Annotated in this window: 17 protein-coding genes, 1 tRNA gene and 1 other annotated feature (1 of these 19 cut by a window edge); of the genes, 14 read left to right on the forward strand and 4 right to left on the reverse strand. The window is 36.8% G+C overall.

The window, feature by feature from the left end; all coding sequences use genetic code 11:
- Window positions 1-187 precede the first annotated feature (187 nt).
- The 7 genes from AB1I62_RS02620 (at window position 188) to AB1I62_RS02650 (ending at window position 6970) form a co-directional block, all read left to right on the forward strand.
- On the forward strand, window positions 188-796 hold the full coding sequence (locus tag AB1I62_RS02620; protein ID WP_002361201.1) for a superoxide dismutase: 609 nt from the start codon (window positions 188-190) through the stop codon (window positions 794-796).
- Between the two features lie 147 nt (window positions 797-943).
- Window positions 944-1924: a diaminopimelate epimerase gene (dapF, locus tag AB1I62_RS02625; RefSeq protein WP_002367903.1), complete on the forward strand. Its 981-nt coding sequence runs from the start codon at window positions 944-946 to the stop codon at window positions 1922-1924.
- A gap of 149 nt (window positions 1925-2073) precedes the next feature.
- Window positions 2074-3282: an LCP family protein gene (locus tag AB1I62_RS02630; protein WP_002393688.1), complete on the forward strand. Its 1209-nt coding sequence runs from the start codon at window positions 2074-2076 to the stop codon at window positions 3280-3282.
- Window positions 3283-3411: 129 nt separating this feature from the next.
- Window positions 3412-4113, forward strand: coding sequence for a glucosamine-6-phosphate deaminase (gene nagB / locus AB1I62_RS02635; protein ID WP_002355352.1), 702 nt, complete (start codon window positions 3412-3414; stop codon window positions 4111-4113).
- 95 nt (window positions 4114-4208) lie between these two features.
- Window positions 4209-4910: an MgtC/SapB family protein gene (locus AB1I62_RS02640; protein ID WP_002355354.1), complete on the forward strand. Its 702-nt coding sequence runs from the start codon at window positions 4209-4211 to the stop codon at window positions 4908-4910.
- 158 nt (window positions 4911-5068) lie between these two features.
- Window positions 5069-5638: a LemA family protein gene (locus tag AB1I62_RS02645; protein WP_002386098.1), complete on the forward strand. Its 570-nt coding sequence runs from the start codon at window positions 5069-5071 to the stop codon at window positions 5636-5638.
- 45 nt (window positions 5639-5683) lie between these two features.
- Entirely contained in the window at window positions 5684-6970 is a 1287-nt protein-coding gene (locus AB1I62_RS02650) for a YgcG family protein (RefSeq protein ID WP_048737407.1), read from the forward strand.
- 39 nt (window positions 6971-7009) lie between these two features.
- On the opposite strand, the gene nrdF is transcribed toward AB1I62_RS02650, so the two are convergent.
- The 4 genes from nrdF to AB1I62_RS02670 form a co-directional block, all read right to left on the reverse strand.
- On the reverse strand, window positions 7010-7975 hold the full coding sequence (gene nrdF / locus AB1I62_RS02655) for a class 1b ribonucleoside-diphosphate reductase subunit beta (RefSeq protein WP_002355357.1): 966 nt from the start codon (window positions 7973-7975) through the stop codon (window positions 7010-7012).
- 200 nt (window positions 7976-8175) lie between these two features.
- Complete coding sequence (gene nrdE / locus AB1I62_RS02660; protein WP_002355358.1) at window positions 8176-10335, reverse strand: class 1b ribonucleoside-diphosphate reductase subunit alpha; 2160 nt, start codon at window positions 10333-10335, stop codon at window positions 8176-8178.
- Complete coding sequence (gene nrdI, locus AB1I62_RS02665; protein WP_002355359.1) at window positions 10316-10693, reverse strand: class Ib ribonucleoside-diphosphate reductase assembly flavoprotein NrdI; 378 nt, start codon at window positions 10691-10693, stop codon at window positions 10316-10318. The genes nrdE and nrdI overlap by 20 nt, the downstream gene beginning before the upstream one ends.
- 1 nt (window position 10694) lies before the next feature.
- Complete coding sequence (locus tag AB1I62_RS02670; RefSeq protein ID WP_002355360.1) at window positions 10695-10919, reverse strand: redoxin NrdH; 225 nt, start codon at window positions 10917-10919, stop codon at window positions 10695-10697.
- A 512-nt stretch (window positions 10920-11431) separates the two neighbouring features.
- On the opposite strand from AB1I62_RS02670, the gene AB1I62_RS02675 reads away from it, so the two are divergent.
- From AB1I62_RS02675 to cls, 7 genes are all read left to right on the forward strand, one after another.
- Entirely contained in the window at window positions 11432-11905 is a 474-nt protein-coding gene (locus AB1I62_RS02675) for a FeoA family protein (protein ID WP_002355361.1), read from the forward strand.
- Complete coding sequence (gene feoB / locus AB1I62_RS02680; RefSeq protein WP_002355363.1) at window positions 11902-14052, forward strand: ferrous iron transport protein B; 2151 nt, start codon at window positions 11902-11904, stop codon at window positions 14050-14052. Before AB1I62_RS02675 ends, feoB begins: the two co-directional genes overlap by 4 nt.
- Before the next feature lie 6 nt (window positions 14053-14058).
- The gene (locus tag AB1I62_RS02685; protein WP_002355364.1) at window positions 14059-14196 is read left to right on the forward strand and encodes a hypothetical protein; all 138 of its coding nucleotides are present in this window, start codon (window positions 14059-14061) and stop codon (window positions 14194-14196) included.
- An 81-nt stretch (window positions 14197-14277) separates the two neighbouring features.
- A tRNA-Lys gene (locus tag AB1I62_RS02690) sits at window positions 14278-14351 on the forward strand.
- Window positions 14352-14629: 278 nt separating this feature from the next.
- A complete protein-coding gene (locus tag AB1I62_RS02695; protein ID WP_002384874.1) occupies window positions 14630-15505 on the forward strand; it encodes an aldo/keto reductase in 876 nt (291 codons plus the stop codon).
- Window positions 15506-15527: 22 nt separating this feature from the next.
- Window positions 15528-16010 carry a VOC family protein gene (locus tag AB1I62_RS02700; protein ID WP_002355441.1) on the forward strand — a complete coding sequence of 161 codons (483 nt, stop codon included), beginning with the start codon at window positions 15528-15530 and terminating at the stop codon, window positions 16008-16010.
- A gap of 165 nt (window positions 16011-16175) precedes the next feature.
- Window positions 16176-17621, forward strand: coding sequence for a cardiolipin synthase (gene cls, locus AB1I62_RS02705; protein ID WP_048737404.1), 1446 nt, complete (start codon window positions 16176-16178; stop codon window positions 17619-17621).
- A gap of 291 nt (window positions 17622-17912) precedes the next feature.
- Window positions 17913-18056: a binding site (T-box leader), on the forward strand (it continues 71 nt past the right edge of the window).

Raw genomic sequence — 18056 nt, forward strand, 5'->3', positions numbered from 1 at the left:
ACTCCTCACATCATTCTTCTACAGGTCATTCTAGCGAATTTATGAGGGAAACACAAGGTAATCTCCCTCTTTTGTAAAACTTTTCTTTTGGCAAGCAAACTATTTTGTAGAAAGCGGTTCACTCTGTTATCATAATAGTTGTATGAAAGACGTATGTTACATACTAAAAAATAGGGGGATTTAAAAAATGACTTACACATTACCAGAATTACCATATGCTTATGATGCATTAGAACCTTACATTGACGTGGAAACAATGCACTTACACCATGATAAACACCACAACACTTATGTGACTAACTTAAACGCAGCGATTGAAAAACATCCAGAATTAGGCGAAAAATCTGTAGAAGACCTAATTTCAGATATGAATGCTATTCCTGAAGATATCCGTACTGCCGTTCGTAACAATGGTGGCGGTCACGCAAACCATACATTCTTCTGGGAAATTATGGCACCAAATGCTGGTGGACAACCAACTGGCGCTATTAAAGAAGCAATCGATGAAACATTTGGTAGCTTTGATGAAATGAAAGCTGCTTTCAAAACAGCTGCAACTGGCCGCTTTGGTTCAGGTTGGGCTTGGTTAGTTGTGAATAACGGTAAATTAGAAATCACTTCAACACCAAACCAAGATTCACCATTAATGGATGGCCAAACACCTGTTTTAGGTCTTGACGTTTGGGAACATGCGTATTACTTAAAATATAAAAACGTTCGTCCAGATTACATTGAAGCATTCTGGAACGTTGTTAACTGGGATAAAGTAAACGAACTTTTTGCAGCAGCAAAATAAGTTTGCCAATTGTGAAGGAAAGAGTCAAATGACGGCTGTCATTTGACTCTTTCCTTTTACAAATCCAGGGTCGAAATAGTTGTTCGTTTATGGCATACTAAAGTAAGTAGGGAAAGATAACGGATACATAAAGAAGGAGCTAAAAAAATGAATGTTATGATGCAAAAAGTACACGGGTCAGAAAATGATTTCTTTTTATTGGATGAGACACAGTTTGAGCGCTCTTTAACCGCTGAGGAAATTGAGCAATTGCGCATCCAGTTATGTTCGCGGGAAACAGGATTATTGGCGGGAGCAGATGGGTTACTTTTGGTAGGAGAAGGGACTCACGGCACGTCCAATGCTAGAATGCGAGTGATTAACAGCGATGGTAGTGAAGCAAGCATGTGCGGGAACGGCTTGCGTACGGTTGCCCGTTATTTAGCTGAAAAAAACCAAGAAAAATCATTTACAGTTGAAACAATGTTTGCAGATTTGAAAGTACGTCAAGCCCCCAATTTAGCTGAAGAAGTAGCGACTTACCAAGTGGAAATTTCGCCAGTAAGTTTTGAAGCAGTCACTATCCCAATGCATTTAGGGGTCCAAACATTAATTGATGAAATTGTACCAGCCTTATCTAAAACCATTCGCTTTACAGCGGTAGCAGTGCCTAATCCGCACCTTGTAGCATTTGTGGATCACGAAACCTTAAATGGTCCAGAATTTGAACGAATCGCTTCCTATGTAAATAATGAAAATCCATATTTTCCAGAAGGGATAAATGTGAGTTTTGTTGAAATTCTTGGCAAAAATCAACTATTTGTTCGAACGTATGAACGTGGTGTAGGTTTTACAAGTGCTTGTGGGACAGCCATGTGCGCAAGTAGTTTACTTTATACGTTATTGAAAGATGGTGTTTTTTATGAAGAAATAACCGTCAAAAATGCTGGAGGTATGGTGAAAACAGTCGTCCACGAAACGTCAGATGGCAGTTATTGGATGGAATTAATTGGGAATGCCACGATTACGCATTTGATTGAAGGATCACTGACTGATTTACTAAATGGTGCATTTGAGAAAATAACTATCACTGAAACGAATGAACAGAAACATTATCAAGAATTTTTGCAAACACTTTCTCAAAAATAACAATTGTTCCTTGATAAAGCGCTCTTTTATTTTACAATTGTGTTAAGTTCTTGTTCCAAAAAATAAAAAATATTGCTTGAATAAGCAAACTATGAGAAAATAAAGGGCATGAATTAAGAATTATTCTTAGATAAACGAGGAAGTGTCTTATGAAACTATGGAAAAAAGTAGTACTGGGCTTCTTGAGCGTCTTGCTAGTGGTAGTAGCTGGGGTATGTGCTTACGGGATTAAGATGTATTCAGATGCCAATTCAACAATTAATGGGATCTATCAATCAGTTAACCGTAAGTCCAATAAAGGAGCCACGGCCAATATTGATGCGCAAGAACCATTCTCTGTTCTTTTAATGGGGATTGACACAGGCGATTTAGGCCGAACAGAACAAGGTCGTTCAGATACTACAATGGTTGTAACCATCAACCCGAAAGAAAACAAGTCCACAATGATCAGTTTGGATAGAGATATTCTAACAGATATTGTTGGAAATGACACACAAGACAAATTGAACCATGCCTATGCATTTGGTGGCGCCGAAATGGCGATTAATACAGTTCAAGAATTACTGGATATTCCCATCCATCACTATGTATCCATCAATATGAAAGGATTAAAAGACCTGATTGATGCGGTAGGCGGTATTGAAGTAGATAATACGATTGGTGAATTTACGTTGGACGGTATTACTGTTCCAGCAGGTAAAATCAAGTTAGATGGCACGACAGGTTTGGCTTATGCGCGGATGCGTCACGAAGATCCTGAAGGAGATGTGGGTCGTCAACGCCGCCAACGAGAAGTTGTTGAGAAAATTGTGCGCAAAGTCATGAGTTTTGACGGTGTTTCAAAATATCGAAAAATTCTTGATGCTGTTGAAGCCAACGTAAAAACAGACTTAACTTGGGATGACATGATGGACATCCAATCAAAATATTTATCTGCCTTTAAAACAATTGACTCAGAACAATTACAAGGATACAGTGCAACCATTGATGATATTTATTATCAAGTCCTAGATCCAAATAGTTTATATAAAACACAAACAACGCTTAGAAAACAACTTGGTTTAAAAGAACATGCTTCTGAACGTGAAAAAGATTTAGCCTTTTATAATCAGTTTAGCTATGCTGTTACAGATACTGCACTGATTGGTGAATCTGGTGATTCAAGTGTCAATAGCTCTACTAGTTCGAGTAGCACAGCGGACACCACAGCCGGACAAACAGAATACAACGGCAATACGCAACAAGCAGCAGAAGGAGCCTATGATCCGAATACGTACGTTGACCCAAATACGTACACAGATCCAAACGCTTATGCTGATCCAAATACGTATGTGGATCCCAACGCACCACAATATTAATCTGTTAAACAAGCTCGAAAACTTCTATTTCTGATGGAAATAGAAGTTTTTTTCTTTTATTCTAGAAATTTTTTTCAGAAGGTGTTATAATTGGACTATACCAAAATAAACCGTAAGGAGCGTGTCAAAATGCAAATTATCCGTGTAGCAAATGCAGAAGAAGGCGGCAAAAAAGCGTTTGAATTAATTAAAGAAGGTATGAACAATGGTGCGAAAGTTTTAGGCTTAGCAACAGGTAGTACACCAGAAACATTATATAAAGAAATGACAGCAAGTGATGTCGACTTTACAGAAATGACTTCTGTAAACTTAGATGAATATGTTGGTTTAGGTGGCGAAGATGAGCAAAGTTACCGTTATTTCATGAACAAACACTTATTTGACAAAAAACCATTTAAAGAAACATTTGTACCAAATGGTAAAGCAGAAGATTTAGATGCTGCTTCCGCAGAATATGAAAAAATTATTGATGCACATCCAGTAGATATCCAAATCTTAGGTATTGGTCAAAATGGACATATTGGTTTCAACGAACCAGGCACACCTCTAGATAGCTTAACACATGTCGTTGAGTTGACTGAATCAACAATCAACGCAAACAAACGTTATTTTGACAAAGTAGAAGATGTCCCAACACGTGCTGTTTCTATGGGGATTGGCTCAATCATGAAAGGTAAAAAAATGATTTTAATGGCTTATGGCGAAGCAAAAGCAGAGGCCATTAAAGGAATGATTGACGGACCAGTAACAACAGACATGCCAGCAAGTGCATTACAAAACCATCAAGATGTTGTTGTAATCATTGATGATGCAGCTGCAAGTAAATTATAATCGTTGATGAAAAAGAACTTGAAACATAAGGATTTCCTTATGTTTCAAGTTCTTTTTTTGTTATACTGGAAGTAATAGAAGAAGAGGTGAAAAGGATGTTACAGCTAACAATTCCAGAAATTATTTTACGGTTAGTCCTAGCGATGGTGATGGGTGGCGCAATTGGTTTTGAAAGACAATATAAGAATCGCCCAGCAGGGATGCGCACTCACATTTTAGTTTGTATGGGCGCGGCTATTATTGCGTTAATTCAGTCGCAAATTGCAATCAATGCATTGAAAGATGCGTTAGCTAATCCGGCTTTGACGGGGGTCATTCGTTCAGATCAAGCAAGGTTGATTGCACAAGTTGTAAGTGGAATCGGCTTTTTAGGTGCTGGAACCATCATTGTAACGAAACAAAGTGTCACCGGATTGACGACAGCAGCGTCACTATGGACCGTTGCTGGTTTAGGGATCGCGGTGGGCATGGGCTACTATACGATTGCCTTAACAAGTTTTATCGGTGTATTATTTGCCTTAACCATTGTCAAACGAATTATTCACGTACCAACAATCAAAAAATTAGAAATTCGCTATCAACATAAACAAGAAACCAAAGAATTTATTAATCAGTATTTTGAAGAAAAACATATTGAAATTTATGATGTGAACTTCAATGTTTCTTGGGTGGATGATACAAAAATCTATACGAATATCTATACTATTGATTTGCCTAAAGGCCTAACGTATGCCGATGTTATCGAAGATCTATCTGTTTCAAATAATGTAACAAAATTACGATTGATTAATGTGTAGAAACATCTATTTATAATTAATGACAACCGCTATAAGTTAAAATGCTTATGGCGGTTTTCTTCTAGGACCTAGGACTGATTTTTTAAGTTTAATATTTCAAAAAGATTACAAAAGAGTTATGATTGTATTACGAGTTAGAAAGAAAGGTGATAAGTAAGATGAATAAAAAAAATAAATTTCTTAGTATTATTGTTGTTGTCGTTGTGATTATTGGTGCATTTGTGATGAAAGCTTATAATCAATTGATTACTTTAGATAATAAAGTCGAAGCAGAATGGTCACAAGTAGAGAATGTAATGCAAAGACGGGCTGATTTAATTCCTAATCTTGTCAGTAGTGTTCAAGGCAGTATGACTCAAGAAAAAGAAGTTTTAAAAGAAATAACGGAAGCACGTAAAGCATACGCAGGAGCAAAATCTTCTTCTGAAAAAGGGCAAGCAAATGAGCAAATTGAAAAAGGATTAGGTAATTTTGTTACAGTATTGAATGAAGATTACCCAAAGTTAGCTTCTTCTGAAAATGTCAAAACCTTAATGACTCAATTAGAAGGATCTGAAAATCGAATTTCTGTTGAACGCCGTAACTATATACAAGCTGTTGAAACATATAACCAACAGATTTCAAAATTCCCTGATAAAATAATTGCAAAACTTTTAGGATTTGAGAAGAAAACTAACTATGTTGCGACAGAGCAGGGAAAAGAAGTGCCACAAGTGGAATTTAAATAAAAAATTTGTAGAAAATTTGGGTTAAAAAGAAAGAAGTGAGGAAGGTTGGATAAAAAAGTCGAAAAAATTCAAGAAAAAGTTCGTTTGTTTTATAAAAAGCATCAGCGGAATACAACGATTGTTGTGGTAATTAGTTTAAGTATGATTTTAATATTAGGAATGGCTGCTTGGCATGAAGGAAAGGGAATCTCCTATGAAGCAAAACAAACTGCACTGAGAGAGAAGCAACATGCCTTACAAAAAAAGAGAGACGATATTTTAGCAGGGAAAATGACTGAAGCGTCAACCCAGACAACAATAAATAACTTTTTTAAACAAGAAATAACTGGTGAAAATGAATTAGTGACAATTACTGGAACGAATGGGCAGTTGAACATTAATGATGCTAATATCTATGTTTCAGATAATGCAGGTATTGTCTCAAATCAACTTAAACAGAAAATGTTTCAATTGAATCAACAATTGTTGGAAAATGCGAATGGCGCACAATTTATGCTTATTACCGTTCCTGCGTTACCTAGTGGGGAATCTGTTGAATCTTACAGCAATAAGATTGCTAATCAATTAGGTGTAGGGGATCGTGAAAAAAATAATGGTGTGGTTTTTCTAATGGCAATTGAGGATCGCGAGTCTCGCTTGGAAGTTGGATATGGCTTAGAGAGTATTTTAACGGATAGCTATGCGGATGATATTATTAATAATGAAGAAGTAAAAGAGGCTTTTAGAGACGAGGATTATAATACAGGTCTCAATAAAATTATTGATCAAGTATCGGCTGCAATCAATTCAAAAACCGCACAAGTGGATAATGAATTAACAAATATACAAACAGAGTTAAACACTAATACAACGAAAAGAAATGTTCTTTTAATGGCAAGTATTGCTGGGATGCTCATTTGTGCTGTTTATATTTTACAAATTTTAAGAACAAGAAAACTTGTTAAAAAAATGTATCAAGATTATTTGAATTGTTTACCAACAAAGGCTGTCCTAAATAACTCAGAACAGACAAAGGAAGTATTAAATAAGATGAAAAAGACTTCTTTTTATTGTTTATATCTTAATGGAGCAACGTTATTTGCCACAAAAGGGAAAATAAGACGTGCCACTAAGCGTGGTTCTTTACTAAGTATATATCCAAATGCAAAAAAACAATCTTTTGGGCGTTTATTAGTAGGAGATACTTTATATAGTTATGATGGTAGTGTTTTGACGTATGCTTATTTAAACTCACAATACAATCCGTCTAATCATAGTAGTTCTGGTAGCAGCAGTGGTGGTTCATTCGGTGGCGGCTCATTCGGCGGTGGCGGTGCCTCAGGAAGTTGGTAAAATAAAAAGCTAGAAACGTTAATCGTTTCTAGCTTTTTGCTATTTATCTAAACCGTAAAGATAGTCATCATCTTTCATGGCTTCAACTGTTCCTAGTAAATAGCCATTTCCTACTTGGGAGAAGAAGTCATGGTTGCTAGTTCCTGTCGAAATACCATTCATTACAATCGGATTCACATCATTGGCTGTATCCGCAAATAAGGGATCCATACCTAAGTTCATTAAAGCTTTGTTGGCGTTGTAACGTAAAAAGGTTTTTACTTCTTCGGTCCAACCTAAGTCATCATATAATTCTTCTGTATAACGTTCTTCGTTTTCGTACAATTCGTAAAGTAAATTATACATCCAGTCTTTTAGTTTATCTTGCTCATCTTCTGGTAATTCATTAAATCCTAATTGGAATTTATAGCCAATATACGTGCCGTGCACTGATTCATCACGGATAATCAATTTAATAATTTCAGCGACGTTCGCTAGTTTATTGTTTCCTAAATAGTAAAGAGGAGTGTAAAACCCAGAATAGAATAAAAACGTTTCTAAAAATACACTAGCAATTTTTTTCTCTAACGGAGTACCGTTTTTATAAATTTCGTTAATCCGTTCTGCTTTATATTGCAGATGTTTGTTGGTATTTGTCCACTCAAAAATATCATCAATCTCTTTTTTTGTATTTAATGTACTGAAGATAGAAGAATAACTTTTGGCATGGACAGATTCCATGAATTGGATGTTATTTAAGACGGCTTCTTCATGGGGCGTCCGCACATCATTTCTCAGTTGATCCATGCCGCTTTCTGATTGAACAGTATCTAATAAAGTTAAACCGCCGAAAACGTAGCCGACAGTAGTTTTTTCTAAATCGGAAAGAGTCCGCCAATCATCTAAGTCATTGGATAACGGAATCCGTGTATCTAACCAAAATTGTTCGGTTAATTTTTCCCAAGTGGATTTATCAATGACGTCTTCAATGGCGTTCCAGTTAATTGCTTCATAATACGTTGCCATGGTTATTCCTCCTGTATGCTGGGACAGCAGTCTGTTTGACTAGTTGTCTCGTTTCTTCGCTTAAAACGTTCTACAGAGTCCAAATAGGAGCATGCAGCCGTTCTTCTTTGTCCAGTATATCTGAAAATGTCCTGTTTAAAAAGAGAACATTCCTAAAAAATAAGACGCTCAAGCAGAACGCCTTATTTAAGTGCTTTTCATTAAATCACGCAAGACTCACATTGATTGCTGCCAATTTCTTCAGCATCATCTGTAAATGTACGAATATAGTAAATTGATTTAATCCCTTTGTTGAACGCATAATGACGTAAAATGTTTAAGTCACGGGTTGTTTGTTTTGGTGTTTCTTTCCATTCATACAAGCCTTCAGGGATTTCTGAACGCATAAACAAGGTTAAACTCATTCCTTGATCAACGTGTTGTTGCGCTGTTGCGTAGACATCAATCACTTTGCGCATATCCATGTCGTAAGCAGAAGTATAGTAAGGGATTGTATCATTAGCTAAATAAGGCGCTGGATAGTAAATCTTACCAATTTTCTTCTCTTGACGTTCTTCAATCATGCGAGTAATTGGATGAATGCTGGCACTAGTATCATTAATATATGAAATTGAACCATTTGGCGCTACGGCTAAACGATTTTGATGATAAAGACCATCTTTTTTCACAGCATCGCGTAACGCAGCCCAATCTTCAGCCGTTGGAATCTGAATGTCTTTGAAGATTTCTTTCACTTTATCAAATTTTGGTGTAAAGTTGCCTTCAATATATTTATCGAAGTAAGCACCAGAAGCATAATCTGATTTTTCAAAATTATGGAAGACTTGGTTACGTTCTTTCGCAATTTGGTTACTTTCCATTAAAGTCCAGTAATTTAATAACATGAAATAAATGTCTGTAAAGTCTAATGATTCTTCAGAGCCGTATTCCATATGATTTTTAGCGAAGAAGGTGTGTAAGCCCATTGCGCCTAGTCCGATTGTATGGCTTAAACGATTTCCATTTTGGATAGTTGGCACGACATCAATTTCAGAAGCATCTGTTACAAAAGTTAACGCACGCGTCATAGCGCGGACAGATTTTCCAAAGTCAGGACTTTCCATTAAATTAACAATGTTAGTTGAACCTAAGTTACAACTAATATCTGTTCCTAAAACTTCATATTCTTGTTTCCCATTAATAACAGAAGGCGTTTGAACTTGAAGAATTTCAGAACATAAGTTACTCATGATAATCTTGCCATCAATCGGATTGTTTTTGTTAGCAGTATCAATATTGATGATATAAGGATAGCCAGATTCTTGTTGTAATTTAGAAATTTCATTTTCTAAGTCACGGGCTTTAATTTTACGTTTACGTATGTTTGGATTGGCCACTAGGTTATCATATTCTTTGGTAATATCTACATAGGAATAAGGCACACCATATTCACGTTCCACACTATAAGGACTAAATAAATACATATCTTCGTTGTTACGTGTTAATTCGTAAAATTTATCTGGAACAATAACACCAAGAGACAACGTTTTTACACGGATTTTTTCATCAGCGTTTTCTTTTTTAGCAGATAAGAACATTTCAATATCTGGATGGAAGACGTTTAGATAAACCACACCAGCACCTTGACGTTGACCTAATTGGTTAGAGTAGCTAAAGCTATCTTCAAATAATTTCATAACAGGGACAACACCACTTGCTGCGCCATCATAACCTTTGATTGGTGCGCCCGCTTCACGTAAGTTTGAAAGAGTAATTCCTACGCCGCCGCCGATTCGTGATAATTGAAGGGCAGAATTAATTGAACGCCCAATGCTGTTCATATCATCTGTTACTTGAACTAAGAAACAAGAAACCAATTCACCTCGACGTTTACGCCCAGCGTTTAAGAAAGAAGGTGTGGCTGGTTGATACCGTTGATGGATCATTTCATCCGCCAATGTTAAAGCCAACTCTTCATCGCCATCCGCAAAATACAAGGCATTAAAGGCAACTCGATCTTCATATGTTTCTAAATACTCTGTTCCGGCGTTGTTCTTTAAAGCGTATTGAGAATAAAATTTATAAGCCGCCATGAAAGACTTGAATTGGAAATGTTGTTCATCTAAGAAAGCATACAATTTTTCAATAAAGTCCATTGAATATTTTTCGATGAATTCAGTTTCAATAAAATCTTCTTTCATTAAAAAGTTGATTTTTTCTTCAGCAGAGCTGAATTTACGTGTATTCGGTTCTACATTTTCTTTAAAGAAGGCTGCGAGTGCTTCTTTATCTTTATTTAAAGGGATTTGACCATCAACAGGACGGTTAATCTCGTTATTCAGTTTGAAATAGCTGACATCTTTAATTTCTTTTAGACTCAATTTCTTCCACTACTTTCTTAAAGGTCTCCACGTCTTCGTCTGTTCCGCTAAACTCAAAGGAGTATAGAAGCGGAACGTGGTAATCGCGGGCAATATCTTTGGCGGTATAGACAAATAATTCAGCAAAATTACGGTTGCCCCCACCAGCTACACCAACTAACAGTTCTTGATTACTTTTATAATCAAGAAAGTCATTCACTACCTCTGTAATTTCTGCATCATAGGTAGGAATGACAAGAATAAAAGGCTCATTTATTTCAAAAAAAGGATTCGCTGGCTCAAGTTCATAAGCAGGCAAATCCAATTTTTTAATAAAGCGCCTTGTTTGACCGGTGACTGAAAAATAAACAAGTTTCATCTTAGCTAGCCAATTGTTTTAATTGGTCTGGACGGAAGCCAACAACGGTTGTTGCTTCAGATGTGATTACCGGTACGCTTTGGAACCCTTGTTCTTTTAACCAGTCGATAGCATCTGGTTGTGCGTCGATATTGATTTCTTCAAAAGCGATGTTATTTTCACTTAGGAAACGTTTCGCCATTTTACATTGGATACAGTTATTTTTTGAAAAGATTTTTACGTTCATTGAAAGTTCCTCCTCTTTTTTTCTACATAGACTAGTATAAATCTATGTAGAAAAAAGTCAACACTTTAACACTATATATTGTGGTGCGTTTTTCTCATAATACTAGTTTTTGTGTTTTTGAAAGAAAAATGAAAACACGTGAATCCTCGTTTTTGGGAGAAAAAACACATTGGTCAGTGTTTGACAAACAAAAAAATTAAAATTTTGAAAGAGAACATTTAGTGAAAAAACACTAAATATTGTGTTGACATTTGAGTTAGGCACAAGAAGAAAAAATAAGCGGATTTGTTATTGAATGAGTGGAATTTTATAGTAGCTAGTAACATAAAAAACAAGAGCTGACTTTTTTCAAAAATAGTAACCTGAAAAAAGTGTCTCTATATAGAAGGAAAATAGAAGAAAACAGGAGATACATCCAGAAATTCATTGACTTTCCGTGTAAGCAAGCGTATTCTTTTAATTGAGAACGATTCTCATTTTCGTTTGAAACTTTTTCACATGGAGGAAAGTAAATGATTACGTTAGCGCAGGCAGAAGTTGGGAAAGTCTATACAGTCGAAAGCGTCCAAGCAGATGTTCAGACAAAGAAACATCTGAACAATTTAGGTGTCGTTGCAGGCCAAGCAGTTGTCCTTGTCAATTATCAGAATCAAAATGGTATTGTTTTATTACATAATAGTCGAATTGCGCTGACAGATACGATTTTACAAGCGATTCATGTGGAGGAGCGCTCGGCGAATGAGAAAGTTTGGGTCTCCTTAGATACCTTGAAAGTTGGAGAACGCGCTACAATAGTAGGGATCCACGGACAAGGAGCGGTGAAACGTCGGTTGATGGACATGGGTTTAACAAAAGGAACAGTAATTTTTATTCGTAAAGTAGCTCCTTTAGCTGATCCAATTGAAATCAATGTACGTGGCTACGAACTAACGTTACGAAAAAGTGAAGCGGAACTAATCTTGGTTGAAAAGGAGGAAAGCGAATGACTCAGCAAATTGCACTAGCCGGCAACCCTAATAGCGGTAAAACGACAACGTTCAATATGTTAACAGGAGCCAACCAATATGTTGGAAACTGGCCAGGGGTGACTGTGGAACGCAAAGAGGGGGTGGCAAAGAAAGATAAGACACTCATTATTCAAGATTTGCCAGGGATTTACTCTCTTTCTCCTTATACGCCTGAAGAAATTGTGGCACGAGATTATCTTTTGGAGGACCAACCTTCAGTGATTTTGAATATTCTCGATGTGACCAATTTGGAACGGAATCTTTATTTAACAACACAATTAATTGAAACCGGATTACCGGTTGTTTGTGCGTTAAATATGATGGATTTGTTGGAAAAAAACGGCCAAACATTGAATAGTGAAAAGTTAAGTTATGGCTTAGGCGTGCCTGTCGTTGAGATTAGTGCTTTGAAGAATCGTGGGTTGGATCATGCTTTAAAACAAAGTAAGCAGCGAGCGAATGCCATAGAGACAGAGGTTATTTATCCTTCTTATGATAATCGCTTAGAAGCAGCACTTGCTGAAATTGTTGATATTTTAGGGAATACTGTTCCTGAAACGCAACAGCGTTGGTATAGTTTAAAACTTTTTGAACGAGATGTTCGAACCAAAGAGCAATTATTATTGAGTTCTTTTCAAGAAAAAGAAATTGAAGAAGTCATTCAAATTACTGAAAAAATCTTTCAAGATGAAAGTGAAGCGATTATCATCAATGAACGCTATGCCTTTATTGCTCGATTAATTGCTTTATGTGCGACGAAAAAAACAGAAATGACATTTACTCACAGTGATAAGATTGACCGAGTGGTAACCAATCGGTGGTTGGCGTTGCCAATCTTTGCGTTTGTGATGTGGTTGGTCTATTACTTGTCTATTCAAACGGTTGGTACAATGGGGACAGACTGGTTAAACGATGTCTTTTTCGGGGAATGGGTTCCTCAATTTGTAGGAAATTGGTTGGCGCAATGGCAAGTAGCGCCATGGATGCAAAGTTTAATTTTAGATGGGATCATTGCAGGGGTTGGGGCTGTGTTAGGCTTTTTACCACAACTGGCCGTCCTGTTTTTATGTTTAGGTTTTTTAGAAGATTGTGGCTATATGGCACGGATTGCCTTTGTCATGGATCGCTTGTTTCGGAAATTCGGCCTATCTGGTAAGTCGTTTATTCCAATGTTAATTGCGACAGGTTGTGGGGTCCCAGGCGTGATGGCTAGTCGAACGATTGAAAACGAACGCGATCGGCGAATGACTATTATGGTCACGACTTTTATGCCATGTTCGGCGAAGTTGCCAATTATCGCTCTGATTGCAGGTGCATTTTTTCCTAACCAAAGTTGGGTCTCGCCCTCTGCTTATTTCTTAGGGGTTGCTTCCATTGTGTTGTCAGGGATTGCTTTAAAAAAGACCAAGCATTTTTCGGGAGATCCAGCACCATTCATTATGGAACTTCCCGCCTATCATTTGCCACAGCTTAGAAGTGTGGTTCGACATGCCTATGAACGATGTCGCTCATTTGTAAAAAAAGCAGGCACGATTATTTTTGTTTCCAGTATTCTCATTTGGTTCATGTCCCATTATTCTGTGACGTTTCAACCCGTTCCAGAAAGTCAAAGTATTCTAGCATTTCTAGGTAAAGGGTTGGCGGTGCTATTTATCCCATTAGGTTGGGGGAATTGGCAAGGGGCAGTTGCTACAATTACAGGATTGATAGCGAAAGAAAATATTATTGGTACCTTAGGCATTTTATTTGGCAATGTGAAAGATGTTTCTGAAAATGGGGTAGAAGTCTGGGGCGCACTGCAACACACCTTTACGCCAGTCGCGGCCTATTCGTTCTTAACTTTTAACTTATTATGTGCACCTTGTTTTGCTGCAATTGGCGCAATTCGTCGTGAAATGGGAGACCTCAAATGGACATTAGGAGCCATTGGTTATCAATGCGGTTTGGCTTATATGGTCAGTTTTGTGATTTATCAATTAGGCCATGTGTTAGTCGAAAAAGGCACACTAACTCTGGGGACTTTTTTAGCGATGGGTGTTGTTTTAGCTGGATTTTATTTCCTTATAAGAAAACCAAAGCCAGGCAAAGAAAGTGTCCAAGCAATCACTTCTTTAGAAAGAGGGTAATAACGGATGGCAACAATTATTTTATCCATTTTAATTTTTGGAACAGCAGGAATCATCACCTATCGACGAATCAAAAAAGGGGAAAGTTGTGAAGATTGTCAAACAGCTTGTCCTGTAAAAAAAGAACAATCTTCACAAGAATAACAACTGAAAAAAATTCCCTCTTGTATAAATAATAGCGGAGTGCTACAATATTGAGGTAGCTGAAAAGCCATTTTATACAACGGGGGCATAGCTCAGTTGGTTAGAGCATCTGACTCTTAATCAGAGGGTCTAGGGTTCGAATCCCTATGCCCCCATTGGGTGCCAAACCCACGAGAACGGTATTCTGTCGGCGTCTTAGGACGTTTCGAAGACGGAGTACGCGTTCTCTTTTTTTACATAAGATGTCGTGTGTCGTGAGAGATACACTAGTTAAATCGTTTAAAGAATGCTACGCTTAGAAGAGCGAGAAAGTACGTTATATAAAAAAAGTTAAAAAAATTTCAGGCTAAAAAAGCGAATTTAACAAAAAGCGCACTTTTTGGTTCCTATGAAACGAAAAAGTACGTACTATACAGCATGTACGGCACGGTATATGATGATATCAGAAAACGTTAAAGGAGCGAATCAAATGATTACATCACTAGCAGATACAGTAACATTAAACAACGGCACTAAAATTCCAGGAATGGGTCTCGGGGTATTCCAAATACCAGATGAAGAGACAGCAAAAGTGGTCGAAGAAGGGATTATCAATGGTTATCGTTTAATCGATACAGCGCAAATCTATGGCAATGAATCTGGCACAGGAGCGGGAATTAAAGCAGGCTTAGCGGCAACTGGTTTGAACCGTGAGGACTTATTTGTTACCTCGAAAGTTTGGAACGCGCATATTTCCTATGATGAAACAATTCAAGCTTTCAATGATAGTTTGGAACGTTTAGGTTTAGATTATTTAGATTTGTATTTAATTCATTGGCCAGGAAATAATTCTTACAAAGAATCATGGCAAGCTTTAGAAACTTTATACGCCGAAGGAAAAGTGAAAGCAATTGGTGTCAGCAACTTCCAAGTTCATCATTTAGAAGATTTACTTTCTTATGCAAAAGTTGTTCCGGTAATTAACCAAGTGGAACTACATCCAAAATTGGATCAAAAAGAAGTGCGTGATTTCTGTGAAAAACATGATATCAAAGTCCAAGCTTGGTCACCATTGATGCAAGGTCAATTATTATCGAATGAAACCATTTTGGCGATTGCTGAGAACCATAATAAATCAGCAGCGCAAGTGATTTTACGTTGGGATATTCAACAAGATATCTTATTAGCCGTGAAATCTGTCCACAAAGAACGGATGATTAGCAATGCAGCGGTCTTTGATTTTGAACTAAGTGCAGAAGAAATGGCACAAATTAACCAATTGAATGAATCGTTACGTGTGGGACCAGATCCAGACACGTTTGATTTCTAAAAATTAACTAGGAGGAGATACAATGAGTGAAGCAGTTAAAGGTTTTTCAGTAGTCAACCACGTGGGGATTACAGTCAGTAATTTGGATGAATCAGTGAAGTTTTATGAAGCATTAACAGGAACAAAAATCGCAAATCGTGATGAAATTGGTGGAAAACGGATGGCCCAAACACAAGGGTTAGATGATACATTAATCAAGTATGCCAATGTGCATCTAGAAAACATCAATATTGATTTATTAGAATATGTTAAACCAAAATCAGAAAAAGCTTCTTATTCCAACGAACAAATTAGTGCAATGCATATGTGTTTCGAAGTGGAAGATATTGATGCAGCTGTTGCACGTTTAAGAGCGATTGGCGTAGAACCTGATGGAGAGCCGATTACATTCCAAGAAGAAGATGGCTTGAAGAGCGGTTTTGGTACAGGGGTCGCTTACTTTACCGATCCAGATGGTACAAATTTAGAATTGATTGCTCCTAAAGGTCCATTTACACGAAATTAAGTTAAAAGACTTTCAAATAAACATCAAAAAGACCCCCTCATTCTAGTATCACTAACTAGGATGGGGGTTCTTTTTATTTTTTGAGACAGAAGTCGCTAAAGAAAAGATATTCCAAATCCGTAATTGATGGTATACTAAAACGTAACAAATAAAGGAGGAAGACAATTGATTCTTAGCGTCTTAACAGTTATTTATTTTATTAATGCAATTATTGCGGGAATTACCATTTTGTTAAAACCTCGAGATGTAGCAGCAATTTGGGCATGGCTACTCGTACTGATTGCTCTACCCGTTTTTGGTTTTTTCTTATATTTATTCTTTGGGCGCGGTTTAACCGACAAAAAGAAATTTTATTTGCAACAAAGTGATTTACGGGAATTAGAGAATTTCCAGAATTTCCAAGAAGAAAGTTTTGAACTTTATAGTCTAAAGATGCCGACGGAGGAGCAACAACAGTTTACAGACTTTTTTTCCTCGTTAAATAGGATGCCCCTGACTAAGAAAAATGATGTTGAAATTTTTACGGATGGTACGGAAAAATTCAATGCGTTGATGGCGGACATAAAAAAAGCTCAGCACTCCATTCATATTGAATATTATGCCTTTGTAACGGATCATATCGGTACCAAAATTTTGAACTTATTAGAAGAAAAGGCGGCTGAAGGGGTTGAAGTGCGGTTGCTTTACGATGCCTTTGGCTCAAAGGGCACCAAGGTTCATCATTTGAATGAATTGAAAAAAAACGGCGGTTTTGTCCAAACGTTTATTACTTCTCAAAAAGCACTTTTGAAGTTTCGTTTGAATTATCATGATCACCGGAAAATTGTTGTTATTGACGGAAAAGTAGGCTACATTGGCGGCTTTAATGTTGCCGATCAATATGCCGGAACGACTAAAAAGTTTGGCTATTGGCGGGATACACATTTACGGATTCAAGGGCCAGCAGCCTCATTACTGCAAATGCGTTTTTTAATGGATTGGAACGTCTCTTCCCCCGAGAAAAATCGTGTGGCGTATCAATTGGATTATTTCTTTAAACTTGAAGCATTGGTGCCAGAGGCAAATACATCCATTCAGATGATTGCCAGTGGTCCTAACAGTGACCGTGAACAAATTAAATTGGCCTTTATTAAATTGATTACTTCTGCCAAGAAAAGAGTCTGGATTCAAACGCCGTATTTAGTTCCTGATGATAGTGTCTTGGCTGCTTTAAAGGTTGCTGCGGCTTCAGGAGTAGATGTTAAAATTATGATTCCAGATAAGCCCGACCATCCGTTTATTTATCGAGCAACACAGTATTACGGCCGCTTATTGATGAAAGAAAATATTGAAATTTTAATTTATAACGGTGGTTTCTTACATGCGAAAACAATGATTATGGATGATGAAGTCTGCACAGTTGGTTCAGCCAATCAAGATATCCGAAGTTACAAATTAAACTTTGAAGCAAATGCTGTGTTATATGATAAAAAAATCATTGATCAATTAGAAGCAATTTTCTTAGAAGATCGAAAAAAATGTACAACAATGACTCCAGAAGTTGTTCGCGACATGTCAAAATGGTTGATTTTTAAACAGCAAATTTCACGATTATTTTCACCAATTCTTTAAAACTGTTTTTCACAAAATGACGAACTTCTGATCCGAAGTTCGTCATTTTTCTTCGGGAATTTTATAAAAGTATAGAAAATCACAAAAAAAGTCAAAAAAATTTTAAAGAATATTTTTTTATTTTATTCGTTATTTTTTTATCTGTAGTTGCTGTTAAAACAAATAAATATTATTGTTAATTTGTTATTTTATTTTTGCGAAAAAGGGACATCTTTTGTAAAAGTAAAAAAAATTAAGCAAAGAGTGTTGACAAAAAAAACGAAAAGGAATATGCTACATGTACAAGTTAAATACAAAGCAATGACAGAAAAGCAGTAGAGAAATAACCACTGTTACAGAAAGCTAGTGGCGCTGGAAACTAGTACACGTTATTTATCGAATTACATTCTTGAGCTTCTGCCTACAGGGCACGGGTAACAGCGTTATTTGTTAAGA

The sequence above is a fragment of the Enterococcus sp. AN402 genome, from assembly GCF_040719405.1.
Classification (GTDB): Bacteria; Bacillota; Bacilli; order Lactobacillales; family Enterococcaceae; genus Enterococcus; species Enterococcus faecalis.